Annotated in this window: 17 protein-coding genes and 1 tRNA gene; 13 read left to right on the top strand and 5 right to left on the bottom strand. The window is 48.8% G+C overall.

Annotated features, from left to right (window positions below):
* Positions 1–9 precede the first annotated feature (9 nt).
* Positions 10–1191, bottom strand: a complete 1182-nt coding sequence (chrA, locus tag ACFSW8_RS04345; protein WP_377177554.1) for a chromate efflux transporter — start codon at positions 1189–1191, stop codon at positions 10–12.
* 19 nt (positions 1192–1210) lie between these two features.
* Here chrA and nadD point away from each other — a divergent pair, with 19 nt between their 5' ends.
* Positions 1211–1792: a nicotinate (nicotinamide) nucleotide adenylyltransferase gene (gene nadD, locus ACFSW8_RS04340; protein ID WP_377177553.1), complete on the top strand. Its 582-nt coding sequence runs from the start codon at positions 1211–1213 to the stop codon at positions 1790–1792.
* Positions 1793–1841: 49 nt separating this feature from the next.
* The gene (locus tag ACFSW8_RS04335; protein ID WP_377090258.1) at positions 1842–2675 is read left to right on the top strand and encodes a tetratricopeptide repeat protein; all 834 of its coding nucleotides are present in this window, start codon (positions 1842–1844) and stop codon (positions 2673–2675) included.
* A 101-nt stretch (positions 2676–2776) separates the two neighbouring features.
* Here ACFSW8_RS04335 and clpB read toward each other — a convergent pair whose 3' ends face one another.
* Positions 2777–5350, bottom strand: coding sequence for an ATP-dependent chaperone ClpB (gene clpB, locus ACFSW8_RS04330; protein WP_377090256.1), 2574 nt, complete (start codon positions 5348–5350; stop codon positions 2777–2779).
* Between the two features lie 260 nt (positions 5351–5610).
* Here clpB and ACFSW8_RS04325 point away from each other — a divergent pair, with 260 nt between their 5' ends.
* Complete coding sequence (locus ACFSW8_RS04325) at positions 5611–6570, top strand: aldo/keto reductase (protein ID WP_377177552.1); 960 nt, start codon at positions 5611–5613, stop codon at positions 6568–6570.
* A 9-nt stretch (positions 6571–6579) separates the two neighbouring features.
* Here the strand turns inward: ACFSW8_RS04325 and dinB are convergent, their stop codons facing one another.
* Positions 6580–7638 (bottom strand): DNA polymerase IV, encoded by a 1059-nt coding sequence (gene dinB, locus ACFSW8_RS04320; RefSeq protein WP_377177551.1) that lies wholly within the window; start codon positions 7636–7638, stop codon positions 6580–6582.
* A gap of 46 nt (positions 7639–7684) precedes the next feature.
* Between dinB and ACFSW8_RS04315 the strand changes: the two genes are divergently transcribed.
* The 4 genes from ACFSW8_RS04315 to ACFSW8_RS04300 all read left to right on the top strand — a co-directional run bounded on the left by ACFSW8_RS04315 (position 7685) and on the right by ACFSW8_RS04300 (position 10370).
* Positions 7685–8329, top strand: a complete 645-nt coding sequence (locus tag ACFSW8_RS04315) for a peptidylprolyl isomerase (RefSeq protein WP_377090249.1) — start codon at positions 7685–7687, stop codon at positions 8327–8329.
* A gap of 118 nt (positions 8330–8447) precedes the next feature.
* Positions 8448–9149: a glycerol-3-phosphate 1-O-acyltransferase PlsY gene (plsY, locus tag ACFSW8_RS04310; RefSeq protein WP_377090248.1), complete on the top strand. Its 702-nt coding sequence runs from the start codon at positions 8448–8450 to the stop codon at positions 9147–9149.
* Between the two features lie 2 nt (positions 9150–9151).
* A complete protein-coding gene (locus tag ACFSW8_RS04305) occupies positions 9152–10165 on the top strand; it encodes an NAD(P)H-dependent glycerol-3-phosphate dehydrogenase (protein WP_377090246.1) in 1014 nt (337 codons plus the stop codon).
* A 128-nt stretch (positions 10166–10293) separates the two neighbouring features.
* A tRNA-Arg gene (locus ACFSW8_RS04300) sits at positions 10294–10370 on the top strand.
* Positions 10371–10467: 97 nt separating this feature from the next.
* Here the strand turns inward: ACFSW8_RS04300 and ACFSW8_RS04295 are convergent.
* Positions 10468–10590: a hypothetical protein gene (locus ACFSW8_RS04295; protein ID WP_377090244.1), complete on the bottom strand. Its 123-nt coding sequence runs from the start codon at positions 10588–10590 to the stop codon at positions 10468–10470.
* Positions 10591–10810: 220 nt separating this feature from the next.
* Here ACFSW8_RS04295 and ACFSW8_RS04290 point away from each other — a divergent pair, with 220 nt between their 5' ends.
* The 5 genes from ACFSW8_RS04290 to ACFSW8_RS04270 all read left to right on the top strand — a co-directional run bounded on the left by ACFSW8_RS04290 (position 10811) and on the right by ACFSW8_RS04270 (position 14419).
* Positions 10811–11068, top strand: coding sequence for a hypothetical protein (locus tag ACFSW8_RS04290; protein WP_377090243.1), 258 nt, complete (start codon positions 10811–10813; stop codon positions 11066–11068).
* 804 nt (positions 11069–11872) lie between these two features.
* Positions 11873–12421 carry a D-Ala-D-Ala carboxypeptidase family metallohydrolase gene (locus ACFSW8_RS04285; RefSeq protein ID WP_377090240.1) on the top strand — a complete coding sequence of 183 codons (549 nt, stop codon included), beginning with the start codon at positions 11873–11875 and terminating at the stop codon, positions 12419–12421.
* A gap of 202 nt (positions 12422–12623) precedes the next feature.
* Positions 12624–12938: a hypothetical protein gene (locus tag ACFSW8_RS04280; RefSeq protein ID WP_377177550.1), complete on the top strand. Its 315-nt coding sequence runs from the start codon at positions 12624–12626 to the stop codon at positions 12936–12938.
* Between the two features lie 133 nt (positions 12939–13071).
* Complete coding sequence (locus ACFSW8_RS04275) at positions 13072–13641, top strand: hypothetical protein (protein WP_377177549.1); 570 nt, start codon at positions 13072–13074, stop codon at positions 13639–13641.
* Between the two features lie 142 nt (positions 13642–13783).
* Complete coding sequence (locus tag ACFSW8_RS04270; protein ID WP_377177548.1) at positions 13784–14419, top strand: hypothetical protein; 636 nt, start codon at positions 13784–13786, stop codon at positions 14417–14419.
* A 37-nt stretch (positions 14420–14456) separates the two neighbouring features.
* On the opposite strand, the gene ACFSW8_RS04265 is transcribed toward ACFSW8_RS04270, so the two are convergent.
* Positions 14457–14687 carry a hypothetical protein gene (locus ACFSW8_RS04265; protein ID WP_377177546.1) on the bottom strand — a complete coding sequence of 77 codons (231 nt, stop codon included), beginning with the start codon at positions 14685–14687 and terminating at the stop codon, positions 14457–14459.
* A 175-nt stretch (positions 14688–14862) separates the two neighbouring features.
* Here ACFSW8_RS04265 and ACFSW8_RS04260 point away from each other — a divergent pair, with 175 nt between their 5' ends.
* Positions 14863–15093: a thermonuclease family protein gene (locus ACFSW8_RS04260; protein ID WP_377090232.1), complete on the top strand. Its 231-nt coding sequence runs from the start codon at positions 14863–14865 to the stop codon at positions 15091–15093.
* Positions 15094–15130: the final 37 nt, after the last annotated feature.

Genomic DNA, 15130 nt, shown 5'->3' with positions numbered 1-15130 from the left:
ATTTCTACATTAAAAAATAAATCCACCTAACACACCCGCACTCAATACTGCCATCCAGGCGGGCATTTTGCGAAACCCATGCAAAAGGAACAATGCCAAGACCACAGCAATGTTGATGGCACATCGCTTGGGATCAGCATCTACCACATAACCAAACATGTGAATCAAGGCTGCTCCGAGCAAACCAACCACAGCAGCATTCGCCCCCACCACAGCTCCTTTGGCCCTAGGCATTGCCTTCAGCCAATTCCACAACGGAATGCCAAAAGCTAATAAAAACATTCCCGGCGCGAAGATTGCCACCGTCCCAATGAGCCCGCCTAACCATGCATTGCCACCAATCTGGACCGCACTCCCCAAGTAGGAAGCCAAGGTAAACATCGGTCCTGGAACTGCCTGCGCTGCCCCATAACCTGCCAAGAAAGTGTCCTGGTCCATCAAACCACCACCGACATAACTAGACTCCAACAAGGGCAGCACCACGTGACCACCTCCAAAAACTAATGCCCCAGCCCGTAACAAGCCAGCGGTAGCTTCGGCCCCAGCCCCAATCCGTGACAACCAAGGAATCGCACACACCCCAGCGATAAACAAACCGATGCCCAGCACACTGACCACCGGCCACTTCCTTTTCACCTGATTCTTTTCCTTCTGATAATCTTTATAATCAGCAAAGAATAACGCCCCGACTATCCCCCCTAATAGAATGACCATAGGCTGTATCCACGCCTGACTCGTAAATACCAAAATCAACAAGGCCACCACTGCCACCGCATAATGTGCCGGTAGAGTACATAGCTTCTTTTTCATCCCCAGCACCGCCAAGGCCACTATCGCCACTGCTGCTAATTTCAAACCCTGAATCCAACCCGTTCCCAATGCTTCTGAAATCGGCTGTAAGCCCACAGCCAACAATATCATTAAGATTGCAGAGGGTAGCGTAAAACCAATCCATGAACCTAAAGCCCCTAACCATCCACCTTTATCATAGCCAATCGCAGCCCCAAACTGACTGCTCGCCGGCCCCGGTAAAAACTGACAAAGCGCCAACAACTCTGCAAACCGCTCCTCACTCACCCATCCTTTCTTCACCACATAAGTATCTCTGAAATAACCCAAATGTGCGACCGGCCCACCAAACGACGTCAGTCCAAGCTTGAGCGATGTCAGAAAGCAGCTAAAAAATTGCATGCCGCAACGGTACCCAGCCATGACTCAGCCGCAACCAAAAATCTGCCTCTTCGGTGGCACCTTTGACCCAATTCACCTGGGCCATACCTATATCGCTCAACAAGCAAAAAAACGCCTCAATCTCGATAAAGTCATCTTCCTCCCGTGCCGCCAGTCCCCTCATAAGTCGAAGCAAAATAGCCTCAGCGATGACACCCGCCTCCACCTGTGCCACCTCGCGACCAATGCCCTACCTTGGGCTGAAGTCAGTGACTACGACCTCATCGCCCCGCCGCCATCCTATTCCTTCCGCACCGCCCAGCACTTCCACAACCTCTACCCAAATGCCAAACTCTATTGGCTGATGGGTACCGACCAATGGCAAGCCCTACCGCGTTGGAAAAACGCCACCGAATTTGCCGAATTGTTAGAAGTCATTGTCTACTCAAGAACAACACCTCCTTCCCCCATCACTGGCTTTACCTGCCACACACTCAATCTCATCCAACACCCAGCTTCAGCCACACAAATCCGCCAGCAACTCTCTACAGGCAAAACTACCCCCTGGCTCCACCCAGCAGTCGCTGAAACATTAAAAGAAAATCACCACTTCCTCAAGTAGCCACTTGCTAAACCTAAGTGGTCGTATTTAATTTCATGAAAGGATAACTATGGAAATGAAAAAACTCGCCCTCATCACCTCACTAGCTCTGCTCAGCCCACAACTTATGGCTCAAGAAGCCAAGCCTGCTGACACCGCGGCTCCTAAAAAAGCGAACGAACCTACAGAACGCTATAAAAAAGCAATCAACGCCTTCAGTAACCTTCCCGAAGAAACACGCGTCGAGTTCCTCAAAAAGCGCAATGAAGCTGGCGTGCTCTTCCAAAATAAAAGAATCTTTGAAGCCCTCGAAGCCACCCGTGAGTTGAACGAAATCTTCCCTGACGACCCACAAGTCATCAACCTTCGTGGGGCCTGCTATGTCGAATTGAGAGATTTCCCCAAAGCCATGGAGCAATTCATCCTATCAAAAGAAATCACCGGCCCCTCACTCAATGTCGTCTTCAACATCGGTGAAGTCGCTTTCGTCTCAGGAGATTGGAAAAAATCCTTAGAAATCTTCACTGAAGCCCTCTCACTTGCTCCTGAAAAAGCAATGCAGATGAAGCGACTCGTGGAGTTCAAAATCATGCTCTCCCACATCGGCCTCTCGAAAGATGAATCTCTCAGCGCCGATCAGCGCCAACAACATGCTAAAAAAGCCAAAGAATTAGCTGCGCTCTACGATTTCCGTGACGACTCCCCCTACTATTACTACGCAAACGCAGCCCTCCAGTACTCGCTCGACAACAAAGATAAAGGACTCGAGTACCTTAACAAAGGTCGCAGAGTCTATTCAGGTAGCGCTCAAACAATTGCCTCCTGGGAAGACACAATGACCGAGTTCGGCTACATCAAAAGCTATTACGGCAACGAACAAAAAAATACCTCGCCCGAACAGTAATACACACATAACCATCACAATAAAACGCCCGAGCTGGACCCTCCAACTCGGGCGTTTGCTTTAGACCGATGAACTTCAAATGCGAAATTTCCTCAGTCGCATCAGGCCTTCTCAAAAACCACTCTCTGATGGTCTTCCAATTGCGCCTCTATCGTATCCCCTTCGACGAATTTTCCATCTAGAACATCCAAACTCAGCGGGTCTAACAAATAGCGTTGAATCGCACGCTTCAACGGCCTTGCCCCATAGGTCGGATCATACCCCTGCTCAGCAATATAATCCCTCACCTCATCGTCGAGCTTGAGCGTCAACCCTTGTTGAGCAAGACGTGCACTCACCCTGTCGAGTTGAAGACCAATGATGCTTCCCAACTCCTCCTTATCTAGGCGATCAAATATAATCGTCTCATCAATCCTGTTGAGGAACTCGGGACGGAAATGAGCACGTAGAGCCTCGTTGACTTTGGCCTCTCGTTGTTCAGCATTGCTTTCATCCATGATGTACTGGCTGCCAATGTTGGAAGTCATAATCAAAACCGTGTTGCGGAAATCCACAGTACGCCCCTGACCATCAGTGATACGCCCATCATCTAACACTTGAAGGAGCACGTTAAAGACATCCGGGTGCGCCTTCTCGACTTCATCAAATAACACCACACTGTATGGCTTGCGACGTACGTGCTCACTCAGCTGCCCACCTTCATCATAACCAACATATCCAGGAGGTGCACCAATCAGACGTGAGACCGCGTGTTTCTCCATGTACTCAGACATATCAATGCGCACCATCGCTCCTTCATCATCGAACAGAAACTCAGCCAAAGCCTTCGACAGCTCAGTCTTACCCACACCCGTAGGCCCTAAAAATAAGAAGGAACCAATCGGGCGATCCTCATCCTGTAAGCCTGCACGTGCTCGCCGCACCGCATTCGACACCGCATCAATGGCTTGCCGCTGGCCAATGACACGCTCGCCAAGCCGCTCCTCCATCTTCACAAGCTTCGAACGCTCACCTTCTTGAAGACGACTCACAGGTATACCCGTCCAGCTCGCTACCACACGTGCTATATCCTCTTCACTGACCTCTTCATTGAGAATGCGACCAGCCTTTTGAATTTCATCTAACTTCAACTTCGCTTCCTCAGCCTGCCTCTCTGCTTCAGGAATCTGACCATAGGTAATCTCTGAAGCACGACTGAGATCACCCTCACGCTTTGCTTGCTCGGCTTCAGTCTTGAGAGATTCTATGCGCTCCTGCGCACCATTCACTACCTCAATCACCTCTTTCTCATTGCGCCACTGAGCCATCAGTCCGTCTGAATTCTCCTTGATATTGGCCATTTCCTCTTTCACTTTCTCCAAACGCTTCGCAGACGCTGGGTCAGACTCTTTTTCGAGCGCCTGACGCTCCATTTCTAACTGCATCACCTGACGCTCCATCTGGTCAATCTCAGTAGGCACAGAATCGAGCTCTATCTTGAGACGCGATGCCGCCTCATCAACCAGGTCCACCGCCTTATCAGGTAAGAAACGATCTGAAATGTAGCGATCACTTAAAGACGCTGCTGCCACAATAGCACTGTCCTGAATGCGCACCCCATGGTGCACTTCATACCGCTCTTTAAGACCCCGCAATATCGCAATCGTATCCTCGACACTAGGCTCCCCAACATTTACCGGCTGGAAACGCCTCTCAAGTGCTGCATCTTTTTCAATATACTTACGGTATTCATCGAGTGTCGTCGCCCCAATCGTACGCAACTCACCACGGGCAAGTTGAGGCTTCAACAAGTTAGAGGCATCCACAGCACCCTCACTTGCACCAGCACCAACAATCGTGTGCAGCTCGTCAATAAAGAGAATTATCTCACCCTCTGACTCACTTACTTCCTTCAAAAAAGCCTTCAAACGATCTTCGAACTCACCACGGTATTTCGCCCCCGCAATCATCGACCCAATGTCTAACGAAATTAATCGTTTCCCTTGCATCGAACTGGGTACATCTCCACTCACAATCCTCCGAGCTAAACCTTCTACGATAGCAGTCTTACCGACACCAGGCTCACCAATCAAAACAGGGTTATTCTTGGTCCTACGACTCAATACCTGCATCACACGGCGAATTTCATCGTCTCGACCAATCACTGGGTCAATCTTCCCAGAGCGCGCACGCGCAGTCAGATCCGTGCCATACTTCTCTAACGCCTGGTACTTACCTTCCGGATCTTCGTCCGTCACACGCTGATTACCACGTACCGATTTGAGTGCCAACTCCAGCTTCTCCAGATCTAAACCTGACTCACTCAATAACTTCCCAGCCGGACTCCCAGACTGCAGCGCCCCAATCAAAAAATGTTCCACACTCAGGTAGTCATCCCCCATTTTCTCTCTCGCACGATCGGCCTCATCCAAGGTAGACCTCAAACCATAACTCGCCTGTGGCTGGGTATTCCCCCCCTTCACACTCGTCTCCCCCGCTAAACTCGACACCACACTCGCTTTCAATCGTACAATATCAATGCCCGCCGATTCTAAAATAGGCGTCACAATACCCCCATCTTGCTGAAGAAGCTCCAGTAATACGTGGGTCGCTTTCAACTCGGGATGGGATGACCGAGTCGCCGTCTGCTGTGCCTGCTGCAATGCTTCCTGCAGCTTGATTGTCATCTTTTGCATTTTCTTATTATCTTAAATTTTTCGCCCCTTTCGAGGGCATTTCTCTGATTTAAAAAGCTTATATCATAGCAACTACTTGAACACAATTGTTTTTATCACAAAATCCTACTATGATGTAAAAGTGACGCTAACACATCCGCCGATCACTCCACCGACTAAAATCAAGGCAAAGCGATGGTTGCCAGCACCCAAGCACCACTCTAAACTCTCAATTAATGTACGGAGCATTCAAAGCAAACCCAGATAGATATGACGGCCGCATGCCATACAAACGTTGCGGAAACAGTGGACTCAAACTCCCCGCCATCTCACTCGGTTTGTGGCACAACTTCGGTAAGGTAGATAGCCGCGACATGGCACAAGCCATTGTTCGACACGCATTCGACTCAGGAATCACCCACTTTGATCTAGCCAACAACTACGGCCCACCTCCAGGCTCCGCAGAAACCAATTTCGGCAAATTCTACCGAGACGACCTCAAACCTCACCGTCACGAACTTGTAATCTCCACAAAGGCTGGATACCTCATGTGGGATGGCCCCTACGGAGATTGGGGATCGCGTAAGTATATCCTAAACTCCCTCGACCAATCACTCGAGAGAATGCAGCTCGACTACGTGGACATCTTCTACCACCACCGCCCAGATCCAGATACTCCACTAGAAGAATCAATGGGAGCACTCGCCAGCGCCGTCCAACAAGGGAAAGCACTCTACGCAGGCATCTCCAACTACCCAGCCGATAAAGCCGTTGAAGCCTTTAAGCTCCTTAAAGAACTCAACACCCCCTGCATTATCCATCAACCTCGCTACTCGATGTTAGACCGCTGGATTGAAAATGGACTCACTGAAGCCCTCGACACCCACGGCGTTGGCTGCATCACCTTCTCCCCACTGGCCCAAGGCCAACTCACAAACCGCTACCTAGAAGGCATCCCCGAAAATTCCCGAGCAGGTAAAGAACATGGTTACCTCCAACAAGCTGAAGTGGAGAAAAATATCGCCATCGTACGACAACTCGCCCCCATCGCCGAACAACGTGGACAAACACTCGCCCAAATGGCCCTCGCTTGGACTCTGGCTAATCCCACAGTCACTTCCACACTCATCGGTGCCAGCAGTGTGAGACAACTTCAGGAAAATCTCGCCTGCCTAGAAAACCTCTCATTCAGCGATCAAGAACTCCAGACAATCCGCTCGATTCTCCACACAGGATCTTAGCAAGCTCGCCTAAAACATCTCTAACTGCTTCTCATCCTCCTCATCAGCGAGACGCACCCCCACACCTAACAAGCGGACGGCCTTGCCCTTTCCTCGCGCATAACCATCATGCAAAAGCTGCTCCGCTAAGGCTATATCGACATCTCCACTCCCTTTCTCAATCGTTGTTTGTGTGAAATCCGCAAATTTCAATTTCACCACCACACTCTTAATCTCGCGATCGGTATAGCGACTTTGATAACTCTCCCCCACTTCCTCTAACATGGATCGTAAGGTGGGGACTAGTGATAGCACGCCAACTACATCTTCCCGAAAAGTCGTTTCTTTGCTAATCGACTTTCGCATTCGGTGCACTTTCACCGCACGCGAATCAATTCCACGACAAAGCTCATACAACTCCACCCCCCACTTTCCATAACGCTGTGCCATAGCTATCTTATCATAGCGCTGTAAGTCCCCACAGGTCTCCACCCCCTGAGCTGAAAATTTGGCCTGCATCTTCTTACCCACTCCCCACAACTTTGACACTGGCAGCTGCTTCATAAACTCTGGCACCTCGTCAGGGCGAACCACATATTGCCCATTCGGCTTGTTTAAATCACTCGCCACCTTTGCGATCAACTTGTTAGGCGCGATCCCCGCCGATGCCCTCAGCTGAGTCTCTTCATAAATCTGCGCTCTGATCTCACGCGCAATCGCTGCTGGATCACTCCTCCAGTGACTCACATCCAAATACGCTTCATCTAGAGAAAGAGGTTCAATCAGATCTGTGAAACGGCCAAAAATTGCCCTGACCTGCGCCGACACCGCTTGGTAAAGCTCGAAACGCACCGGTACGAGTACGATCTGTGGGCACAGCTCAAGCGCCTTGAAACCCGGCATCGCAGAGCGCACACCAAATTGCCGCGCCTCGTAGCTCGCAGTACATAAAACTCCACGCCGGCCAGCACCACCCACACCGATGGGCTTTCCACGCAACTCAGGCTGCTCGCGTTGTTCAATCGCAGCATAAAAGCAATCCATGTCGATATGGATAAGCTTGCGCTCGTCTGTTTCTCCTTCACTCACTCTGTATGCTTGCAGCAAAGCCTAGCTTCGGTTATTTGTCCACCCGATGAAAAGAATTGCCCTGACATTGCTCGCTACTCTCTGCAGCTTCATGACCGCCTGTGGTCAGCAAACAGAAAAAGCTCCGAAAAAAGACGTACGCATTATAATCAAAACTGATGTCGGTGATATTGAAGCCACCATCTTTGCTTCAAAAACCCCAGTCACTGCCGCAAACTTCCTCAACCTTGCCAACCGCGGATACTACGATGGTGTGAAATTCCACCGCGTTATCCCTAACTTTATGGTCCAGGGAGGCGACCCAACCGAAACTGGCCGCGGCGGCCCAGGCTATCGCTTTGAAGATGAATTCCACCCCAAGCTCAAGCATTCAAAAGCAGGCATTCTCTCCATGGCAAATGCTGGACCTGGCACCAATGGCTCCCAGTTCTTCATCACCCACCAGGCTACACCCCACCTCAATAACCGACACACCGTCTTCGGCGAAGTCACTAAAGGCCAAAATGTCGTCGATAAAATCACCGGCAAGCTCTCCGGCCCAGGCTGGAAAACCAATGGCGTTGGTAATAAAATCATCTCCATCACCATCCTCGATAATTGTGACGACCTCTACCGCATGCAATCCCAGCGCATCGCTGACTGGAACCAAGAGCTCGATAAACGCTACCCCAGAAAAGAGAAGAAAAAGTAATCTCAGAACACCCCCCAAAGCACCGCAACAAAGCGGTGCTTTTTTTATGCCCCATCCCTGCATTTATTAGCTAAAAAGAAATGACATTTGCCCAAGCTCTCCTAGACTGTGCCGCGCAATGCCTATTTGGATACCACCTATCGTCGCTTTCTTACTTGGTTCGATCCCCTTCGGACTCCTGATCGCCAAGTCACAAGGCATCAATATTCGCGAGCACGGTTCCGGCAACATCGGCGCCACTAACGTCCTCCGTGTCGTTGGAAAAAAATATGGCATCACTTGCTTCATCTTAGACTTTTTTAAAGGGCTCGTCCCAAGCTTGTTAGGCATATCCCTTATCCAATACTCGGGCCAAGATCAAACCATGGTCATCAGCTCACTCAGCAACTGGGCCACTACTCTGGATGATCGCACCACAGCCCAATCCCTCCAGCTCGTCACCGGACTCTGCGCTATCTTGGGCCACAATTACTCACCTTGGGTCGGCTTCAAAGGTGGTAAAGGAATTGCCACCTCAGCGGGGGTATTCACCGCATTCGCACCATTTGCCATCCCGGTCCTTATCGTTCTTTGGTGCATCCTATTTTTCACCACTCGCTACGTTTCCGTCGCCAGCATTGCTGTCTCACTCGCCCTCCCTCTAACTGTCCTCTTTGGTTCCTGGCACCATGGCAAAATTGAAAATGGCACCTGGAACAAACCACTCTTCTTTTTCTCCATCTTCATTGGTGCCATGGCGGTTTGGAAACACCGCAGCAATATCGTCAAACTCCTCAACGGCACTGAAAACCGTTTCACTCCCAAAAGTAAAAAATCCTAACCATGCTATTTAATTCCTCACAACATGCCGTTGTACTCGGCGCCGGCTCATGGGGCACAGCCCTCGGAATGGTGCTCTCAGAATTTTTCGACAAAGTCACGCTCATCGGCCGTTGCCCAGAGCAGTGTGCTGAAATTAATAGCTTTCACACTAACAACAACTACCTACCCCGCGTCCAGCTTCCCAAAAATATTGCGGCCTCAGTCGTCTACCAAGAAACCAAAGACGCAGCACTCATCCTCTTCGTCCTGCCTACTTCTGCTACCCGAGAAGCAGCCACTGAACTCGCCACTATTGGCATCCCCGCCACAACCCCACTCGTTTCATGCTCGAAGGGCATCGAACGTGGCAGCGGCATCCGCATGAGTGAAATCATCAGCGAACTCCTCCCCAATAACCCAATCGCTGTCCATTCTGGCCCCACTCATGCCGAGGAAGTTTCCGCCCACCTCGCCTCCGCCGCGGTAGTCGGTTCACAAAATCTAGAACTCGCCGCCTCACTCCAAACCGTCTTCACCACAAGCTACTTCCGCACATACACCAGCGATGATGTCGCAGGCATAGAACTCGGCGGTGCCCTGAAAAATGTCTTCGCCATTGCAGCAGGTATCATCTCAGGAATTGGACTCGGCGATAACGCCATCGCGGCTCTCGTCACCCGTGGACTTGCCGAAATGACGCGCCTTGGCATCGCCCTGGGTGGCCGCCCAGAAACATTCTCCGGCCTCTCGGGAATTGGTGATCTCATGGTCACTTGTTACTCATCCCACTCACGCAATAACCGCGTAGGTAAAGCTCTTGGCTCGGGTGAAACCCTCGAAGAAGTTACTGAGCGACTCGGAATGGTCGCAGAAGGCGTTCCCAACACACTCTCTATCTACGAGGCTGCAAGAAAACACGATATTGAAACCCCTATCATCAATGCCGTGTACCAGATCCTCTACGAAGAAAAACCCGCGCAAGAAGCTCTCGTTGAATTACTCACCCGAGATCTCAAACCTGAGATCAGCCAGTAATAGCCATCGGGATGGCTCTCAGACTGGAGCTCCATACAAGTTTCAGCTTGCCAAGCCCCATACCTACAGCTATCAACGCGCCGCCGATTCGGTAACCAACCAAATCTGCCAATAAATTTTATCACAGTGCTCCCTTAGCTCAGCTGGATAGAGCAACGGATTTCTAATCCGTGGGTCACAGGTTCGAATCCTGTAGGGAGTGCCATGATAAAACCTTTGTTCCTCTGGTACCTTGCTGTGCTTCTCACAGTAATCTTTGTTGTGTTGTTTGTCTCAAAATCATGCTGACGATCGGCTAACTATTAACCAACAGCCTGCCATAACAAATCGAGGGCTCCTGCTGCAGGAACCTCCCCTTTCAAAGTCACATCACAAGTCTCATCATAAGTGACCAGGCCTTCAGTCTCCCCCTGTTTAGTAAGCACAGGCTTCTCCTTAAGCTTATAATCGTAGTCGATAGACTAGATAATCAATGAGGTCTCATCATTAGCCCCTCCTCTTCGCTGCTTTTCCTATCAAATTCGCTGACATGAAGGCCATCGAGCTTCAAAAAACCATAGATCCACCCTCTGTAAAAAAAGTACCCGGTTACCTGAATGGAGGGAGTTTTGCACCCATCTTTCGTTACCGATTAGCCTCGATTAAATGACACATGTTCAATTGAGCATTAAAACTTACACGCCAGCTCGTTATCATCAAGGTGTGACGGCTGAGGATCTAGATGCATTTAAGAAAAGCGTTGGAGGAGAGGTGGCTTATAGAAGCATCCTCTTGCAGATCGTCTTTGCTGATAAATCCAAGATTGTCGACCCACTCAGACTCACGCTCACTGGCGCCAAATGCCTCTACACCTTCTTCAGAGACAAAGGAAAAACGCCCCTATGGTTTCTTCATCTACCTTGAGCGCAATATTCCGCTCTATGAACACCTGGAATTTGAAGTAGTCCACATCAACTATGGCTACTGCTGGAAAGATGGAAAATCCATGGAGACAGCCTATCCGTTTGTAAGGACACATCGAGGTGAGCTAACTCTCATTCAGTTGAGTGTATATCCGACGCTCAAGCATTCCCCCACTTCGTCAGCACCTTAAGCATAAACCATTCCTAATAAAAACACTAAGCAGCAAGGACGCCTTGACAGCCTGAGTGTGGTAATTAGGTTTTTAACTAACTGTGGGGATTGGAGCGTATTGCAACAAACACCCTGCAGGGTGAAACATACTATGCTAAATTACACACGGTTACTGAAACTTCTCGTCGTTATTCAAACATTACTCTGTATCGGCTGTACTCCAGATTATAACACTCTTGGTAACCCTCATACATATATCACTAAGAGTGTTAAGATGTGCGCGCTTCACCATGAACCACTTGTGACCGTTGAAGGGTACAGCCTCGATCCGTTAGTAAGGGTCACATTATCAGATGACTATTATAAGTACGCAGCCAAATACCCAAATCCAGCAGATCCAACATTTTCTAGAAACAAAACAGAACTTCATTCCAACTCTGATAAGGACACATTCTGTATGTCATGTGAACGCAGCTTACAGAAAAAACTTCGTTAATCCACCAAATTGCCTCTGCATAACAAGACGCTGACCGCAGTTGACTTCCGCTCACCCTTCCCCTTCTTCAAACCATAAACAATAAATCGAAGTGCACTGCCCGTCAGCGGTGTGATGTGCTTTGCATTCTACTAAAAATGAAATCTCTAATCATCGTTCTTATCGGTTTGGTTACCTCTAGCCATATTGCCCTAGCCGAAAAAACTAACACGAATCCTATAGATAATTTACCCAAGGAATGGGTGAATTCTAAGGGGCAGTACGTCATAAAGTATGCGAACTATATTGAGTCACTGGGCTTAAAAAATATTACTCCATATATGGTTCTTCAACCTCATTTCAAAGTGAGGAATGAGGTTTCCAACAGTCTACCACCAAAACACTTGTGGAAGAATATCGCAGAAACACTCAAGGTTATCGATAAACTATCAGATACATTAGGTGCAGAGGTCGAACCTTTTGAGTTAGCCTACAAAAGTCCAGCATACAACAGAGCCGTCAAAGGTCGTTCAAGATCGCAGCACTTAACGAATCATGCCGTTCGCGTCACATTTGTAGATGTGCCACCAAGTAAAGTCGCGGCGACTGCAAGGGATCTACGTTCCACTGGTTTTTTCAAAGGTGGGGTTGGGAATTATAGGACATACACTCACATCGACACTCGTGGGCATAATGTTGATTGGTAGATCAAAGCACTACTGAATCAACTTTGTAGAACAAGACGCTGCCCCCATCCACTTATCGCGGTTGAGCTCCGCTCACCATTTCCAATCCACCATCCGTAAACAATAAACCATAGTACATCCCCGTCATCGGTGTGGTGTGCTTTACGTTCTACTAAAAATGAAAAAGCTAATTCCATTCTCAATATGCTTATCATTTCTTACTGTGAGTACTCTTCTAGCTAAAGAAATTCACAAAGATACGGACGCCCAGGCCAAAAAACTCTCAACTAAAACAGTTCTTCCAGCTCTAAAAAAGAAACTCGAAAATGAACCTAATATTACGAATGTTGTTTATGTTTTGGGAGCTGACTGTATTGAGATAAATAAGGCTCATCCAGTGTTCATCTACAAATTAGACGATGATTCTCACATACACGTTGGCGTGTCAGCGAGTTACTCAAAACTTCTTTATGTTGATCATATTATGTCCATTGCACCGCTCAAAGTCAGTCGATTATACCCAAAATCTGAAAATTGAATTTCGTAGAACAAGACGTGCACCCAACCACATACCGCGGTTGAGCTCCGCTCACCATTTCCAACCCTCTATCCGTAAACAATAAATCACAGTACATCCCCGTTAGCGGTGTGGTGTGCTTTACGTGAAAACAATGAAAGCTGCCACCTTATCCATCCTCCTACTCGGAGTTGTATCGTGTGCTACGACAAAGCATGCCGACGACAACAAGGAGCATAGTGATCTGACGACCACTCAAGCTGAAAAGTGCAAATCCTGTGGAACTATCCACAGATATTCGGCTACCTTCGATAGAATGGATTACTCGTTAATCGCGGATTTCTGTGATGCTTTTAGTCTGAAGAGGCAAGCCTTCTGGAAAGCTCCACACGGTCCTACCCCCGCATGCTCATCTAATTATGATTCTGATTTGTGTTGGGACTATTTGCATGAGCAGATGCCAGAACTCAGACGAGACACCTACGATAGCTTCAAACGACGTAACAGCCCAATCCCGACACACCTGGGCAATGAGGACTTGGCTGCTGAATATGGTATTACTATTGTTCAAGGCTCTACCTACGCCTATCGACTAAGTAGGGCGGGATTTAGCGGCAAACAGCAACAAGCCCTAATTTATAGTGGGAGCGGAGTCATTCACCTGTTTCAGCGAAAAGACAATAAATGGCAACAGATCGATAGTTGTGTGTTATGGATAAGCTAAACAAAAACAGTGCACAACAAGGCGTCGCTCTCAACACCTACCCCACAGGGAGTGCAACAATACAAGACAATTCAACTTTTAACCCACAGTCGACGCCTCGCCCTCGGGTAGGTGTGAGAGGGCTGCGACGTTAGCTTAAAAAATGAACCGAAACATAGCATTCCTAGTAATCGGACTGTTGAACCTGACTCTTACAGCGGAGGCAGATAGACCTGTTGACACGTTTACGGCAACACTGCCGTCTAAGAAGACCACTGATTCATTTAAGGCCCCCACTCCTAATCATTATGTGGCATTTATGTCTCATACATCCTTGGATACAAAAGCTACCATAGGAGGTTCACGGTCTGCTGCGATAAACATCAAAAAGGGGAGCTCAATCAGCGGCTTGCTAAACATCAAGTCAGGGACATACATAGTTACGTATGCTAAGGGTTCAGGAGGATGGGCTTTTCTATCCTACAGCGGCCATAGAGGAGAAAAGCGCAAGCTTGGTGCAAATTTTAATAGTGCCGATTATGAGAGCATCGGTGTCACTTTGAAGTCTGCACCACCCGAGGGCAAGTTGACGATCACCTTGCACTCCGCAGGGAAGTTCAAGCAGCATTCCTTAGCTATCACTGGTCCACATAGCTATAAATTTCCGTTATCAGCATTCGAGGGCGTTGATTTGTCTAACATTGAGTCAATCGGAGTTGAGCTTCATGTTGTTGATGCCAAGGAAGAGCTTGAATTCGAATTTTCTTCGATATCGGTTCACTCGATAAGGAAGAGCTAATGACGTCAGGCTGATGACAAAACTCACCCCTGTGCGATCAGGCGCAATTGGCAGCGCTGGATAAAACGCCCTCATCCACATCCGTACTATCGGTAGAGCTCAGCGCCAGGTGCACAGGCAACCAGTCGACCGCACGAACCTCAAGAGCCGCCTTGAAGCTCGGGTCCATGAAATACTGAGTCAGATCGCGGCCATACTGGACAGCAACCGCATCATCCAAATCATCAGCAGAAGTCGACAAGAGCACTTGCACATTCACATCCGCCATCACAACCACGCATCGAAATCTAACTCCCATCCTTTCTCAGTCGCTCCCATCAGCCGTCGCGCTCCCCCAATACTACCCACCGAAATTGCCAATTCCATCACATAAAGTGTAGGCATCCCATTTCCACTAACTGAGCACTTTACAGCTCGGTGACTGATGGACAGCTTGTGCCTGCATGCAGCACATTCTCACCACCTTCACCATCCTATTTAGCTTTTTCAGCAACACCCTACTAGCCAAAGAGCTAAGTGGAAAAGTAACCTCCATTGCAGATGGTGACACACTCACTCTTCTCGTTCATCAAGCGTCTGCAGCACCTACTCAGCACAAGATCCGCCTTCTGGGCATCGACGCTCCTGAATCCCAACAAGCATTTGGCCATGCGCGTTCACTTAAGCATAACTGATTGAAAATAAGTAAATAAAAAGCTTGCAAAGGTGAGT

It is taken from the genome of Rubritalea tangerina (assembly GCF_042683245.1).
GTDB classification, from domain to species: domain Bacteria; phylum Verrucomicrobiota; class Verrucomicrobiia; order Verrucomicrobiales; family Akkermansiaceae; genus Rubritalea; species Rubritalea tangerina.
Note: the sequence above shows the minus strand (reverse complement) of the source record. Positions and strands in the feature narration are given on the sequence as shown.

What these genes read in the sequence shown, in the direction of transcription:
- chrA (WP_377177554.1), bottom strand. Translation starts at nt 1,191, where the DNA reads ATGCAATTTTTTAGCTGCTTTCTGACATCGCTCAAGCTTGGACTGACG.
- nadD (WP_377177553.1), top strand. Translation starts at nt 1,211, where the DNA reads ATGACTCAGCCGCAACCAAAAATCTGCCTCTTCGGTGGCACCTTTGAC.
- ACFSW8_RS04335 (WP_377090258.1), top strand. Translation starts at nt 1,842, where the DNA reads ATGGAAATGAAAAAACTCGCCCTCATCACCTCACTAGCTCTGCTCAGC.
- clpB (WP_377090256.1), bottom strand. Translation starts at nt 5,350, where the DNA reads ATGCAAAAGATGACAATCAAGCTGCAGGAAGCATTGCAGCAGGCACAG.
- ACFSW8_RS04325 (WP_377177552.1), top strand. Translation starts at nt 5,611, where the DNA reads ATGCCATACAAACGTTGCGGAAACAGTGGACTCAAACTCCCCGCCATC.
- ACFSW8_RS04315 (WP_377090249.1), top strand. Translation starts at nt 7,685, where the DNA reads ATGAAAAGAATTGCCCTGACATTGCTCGCTACTCTCTGCAGCTTCATG.
- plsY (WP_377090248.1), top strand. Translation starts at nt 8,448, where the DNA reads ATGCCTATTTGGATACCACCTATCGTCGCTTTCTTACTTGGTTCGATC.
- ACFSW8_RS04305 (WP_377090246.1), top strand. Translation starts at nt 9,152, where the DNA reads ATGCTATTTAATTCCTCACAACATGCCGTTGTACTCGGCGCCGGCTCA.
- ACFSW8_RS04290 (WP_377090243.1), top strand. Translation starts at nt 10,811, where the DNA reads ATGACACATGTTCAATTGAGCATTAAAACTTACACGCCAGCTCGTTAT.
- ACFSW8_RS04285 (WP_377090240.1), top strand. Translation starts at nt 11,873, where the DNA reads ATGAAATCTCTAATCATCGTTCTTATCGGTTTGGTTACCTCTAGCCAT.
- ACFSW8_RS04275 (WP_377177549.1), top strand. Translation starts at nt 13,072, where the DNA reads ATGAAAGCTGCCACCTTATCCATCCTCCTACTCGGAGTTGTATCGTGT.
- ACFSW8_RS04270 (WP_377177548.1), top strand. Translation starts at nt 13,784, where the DNA reads ATGAACCGAAACATAGCATTCCTAGTAATCGGACTGTTGAACCTGACT.
- ACFSW8_RS04265 (WP_377177546.1), bottom strand. Translation starts at nt 14,687, where the DNA reads ATGGCGGATGTGAATGTGCAAGTGCTCTTGTCGACTTCTGCTGATGAT.
- ACFSW8_RS04260 (WP_377090232.1), top strand. Translation starts at nt 14,863, where the DNA reads ATGCAGCACATTCTCACCACCTTCACCATCCTATTTAGCTTTTTCAGC.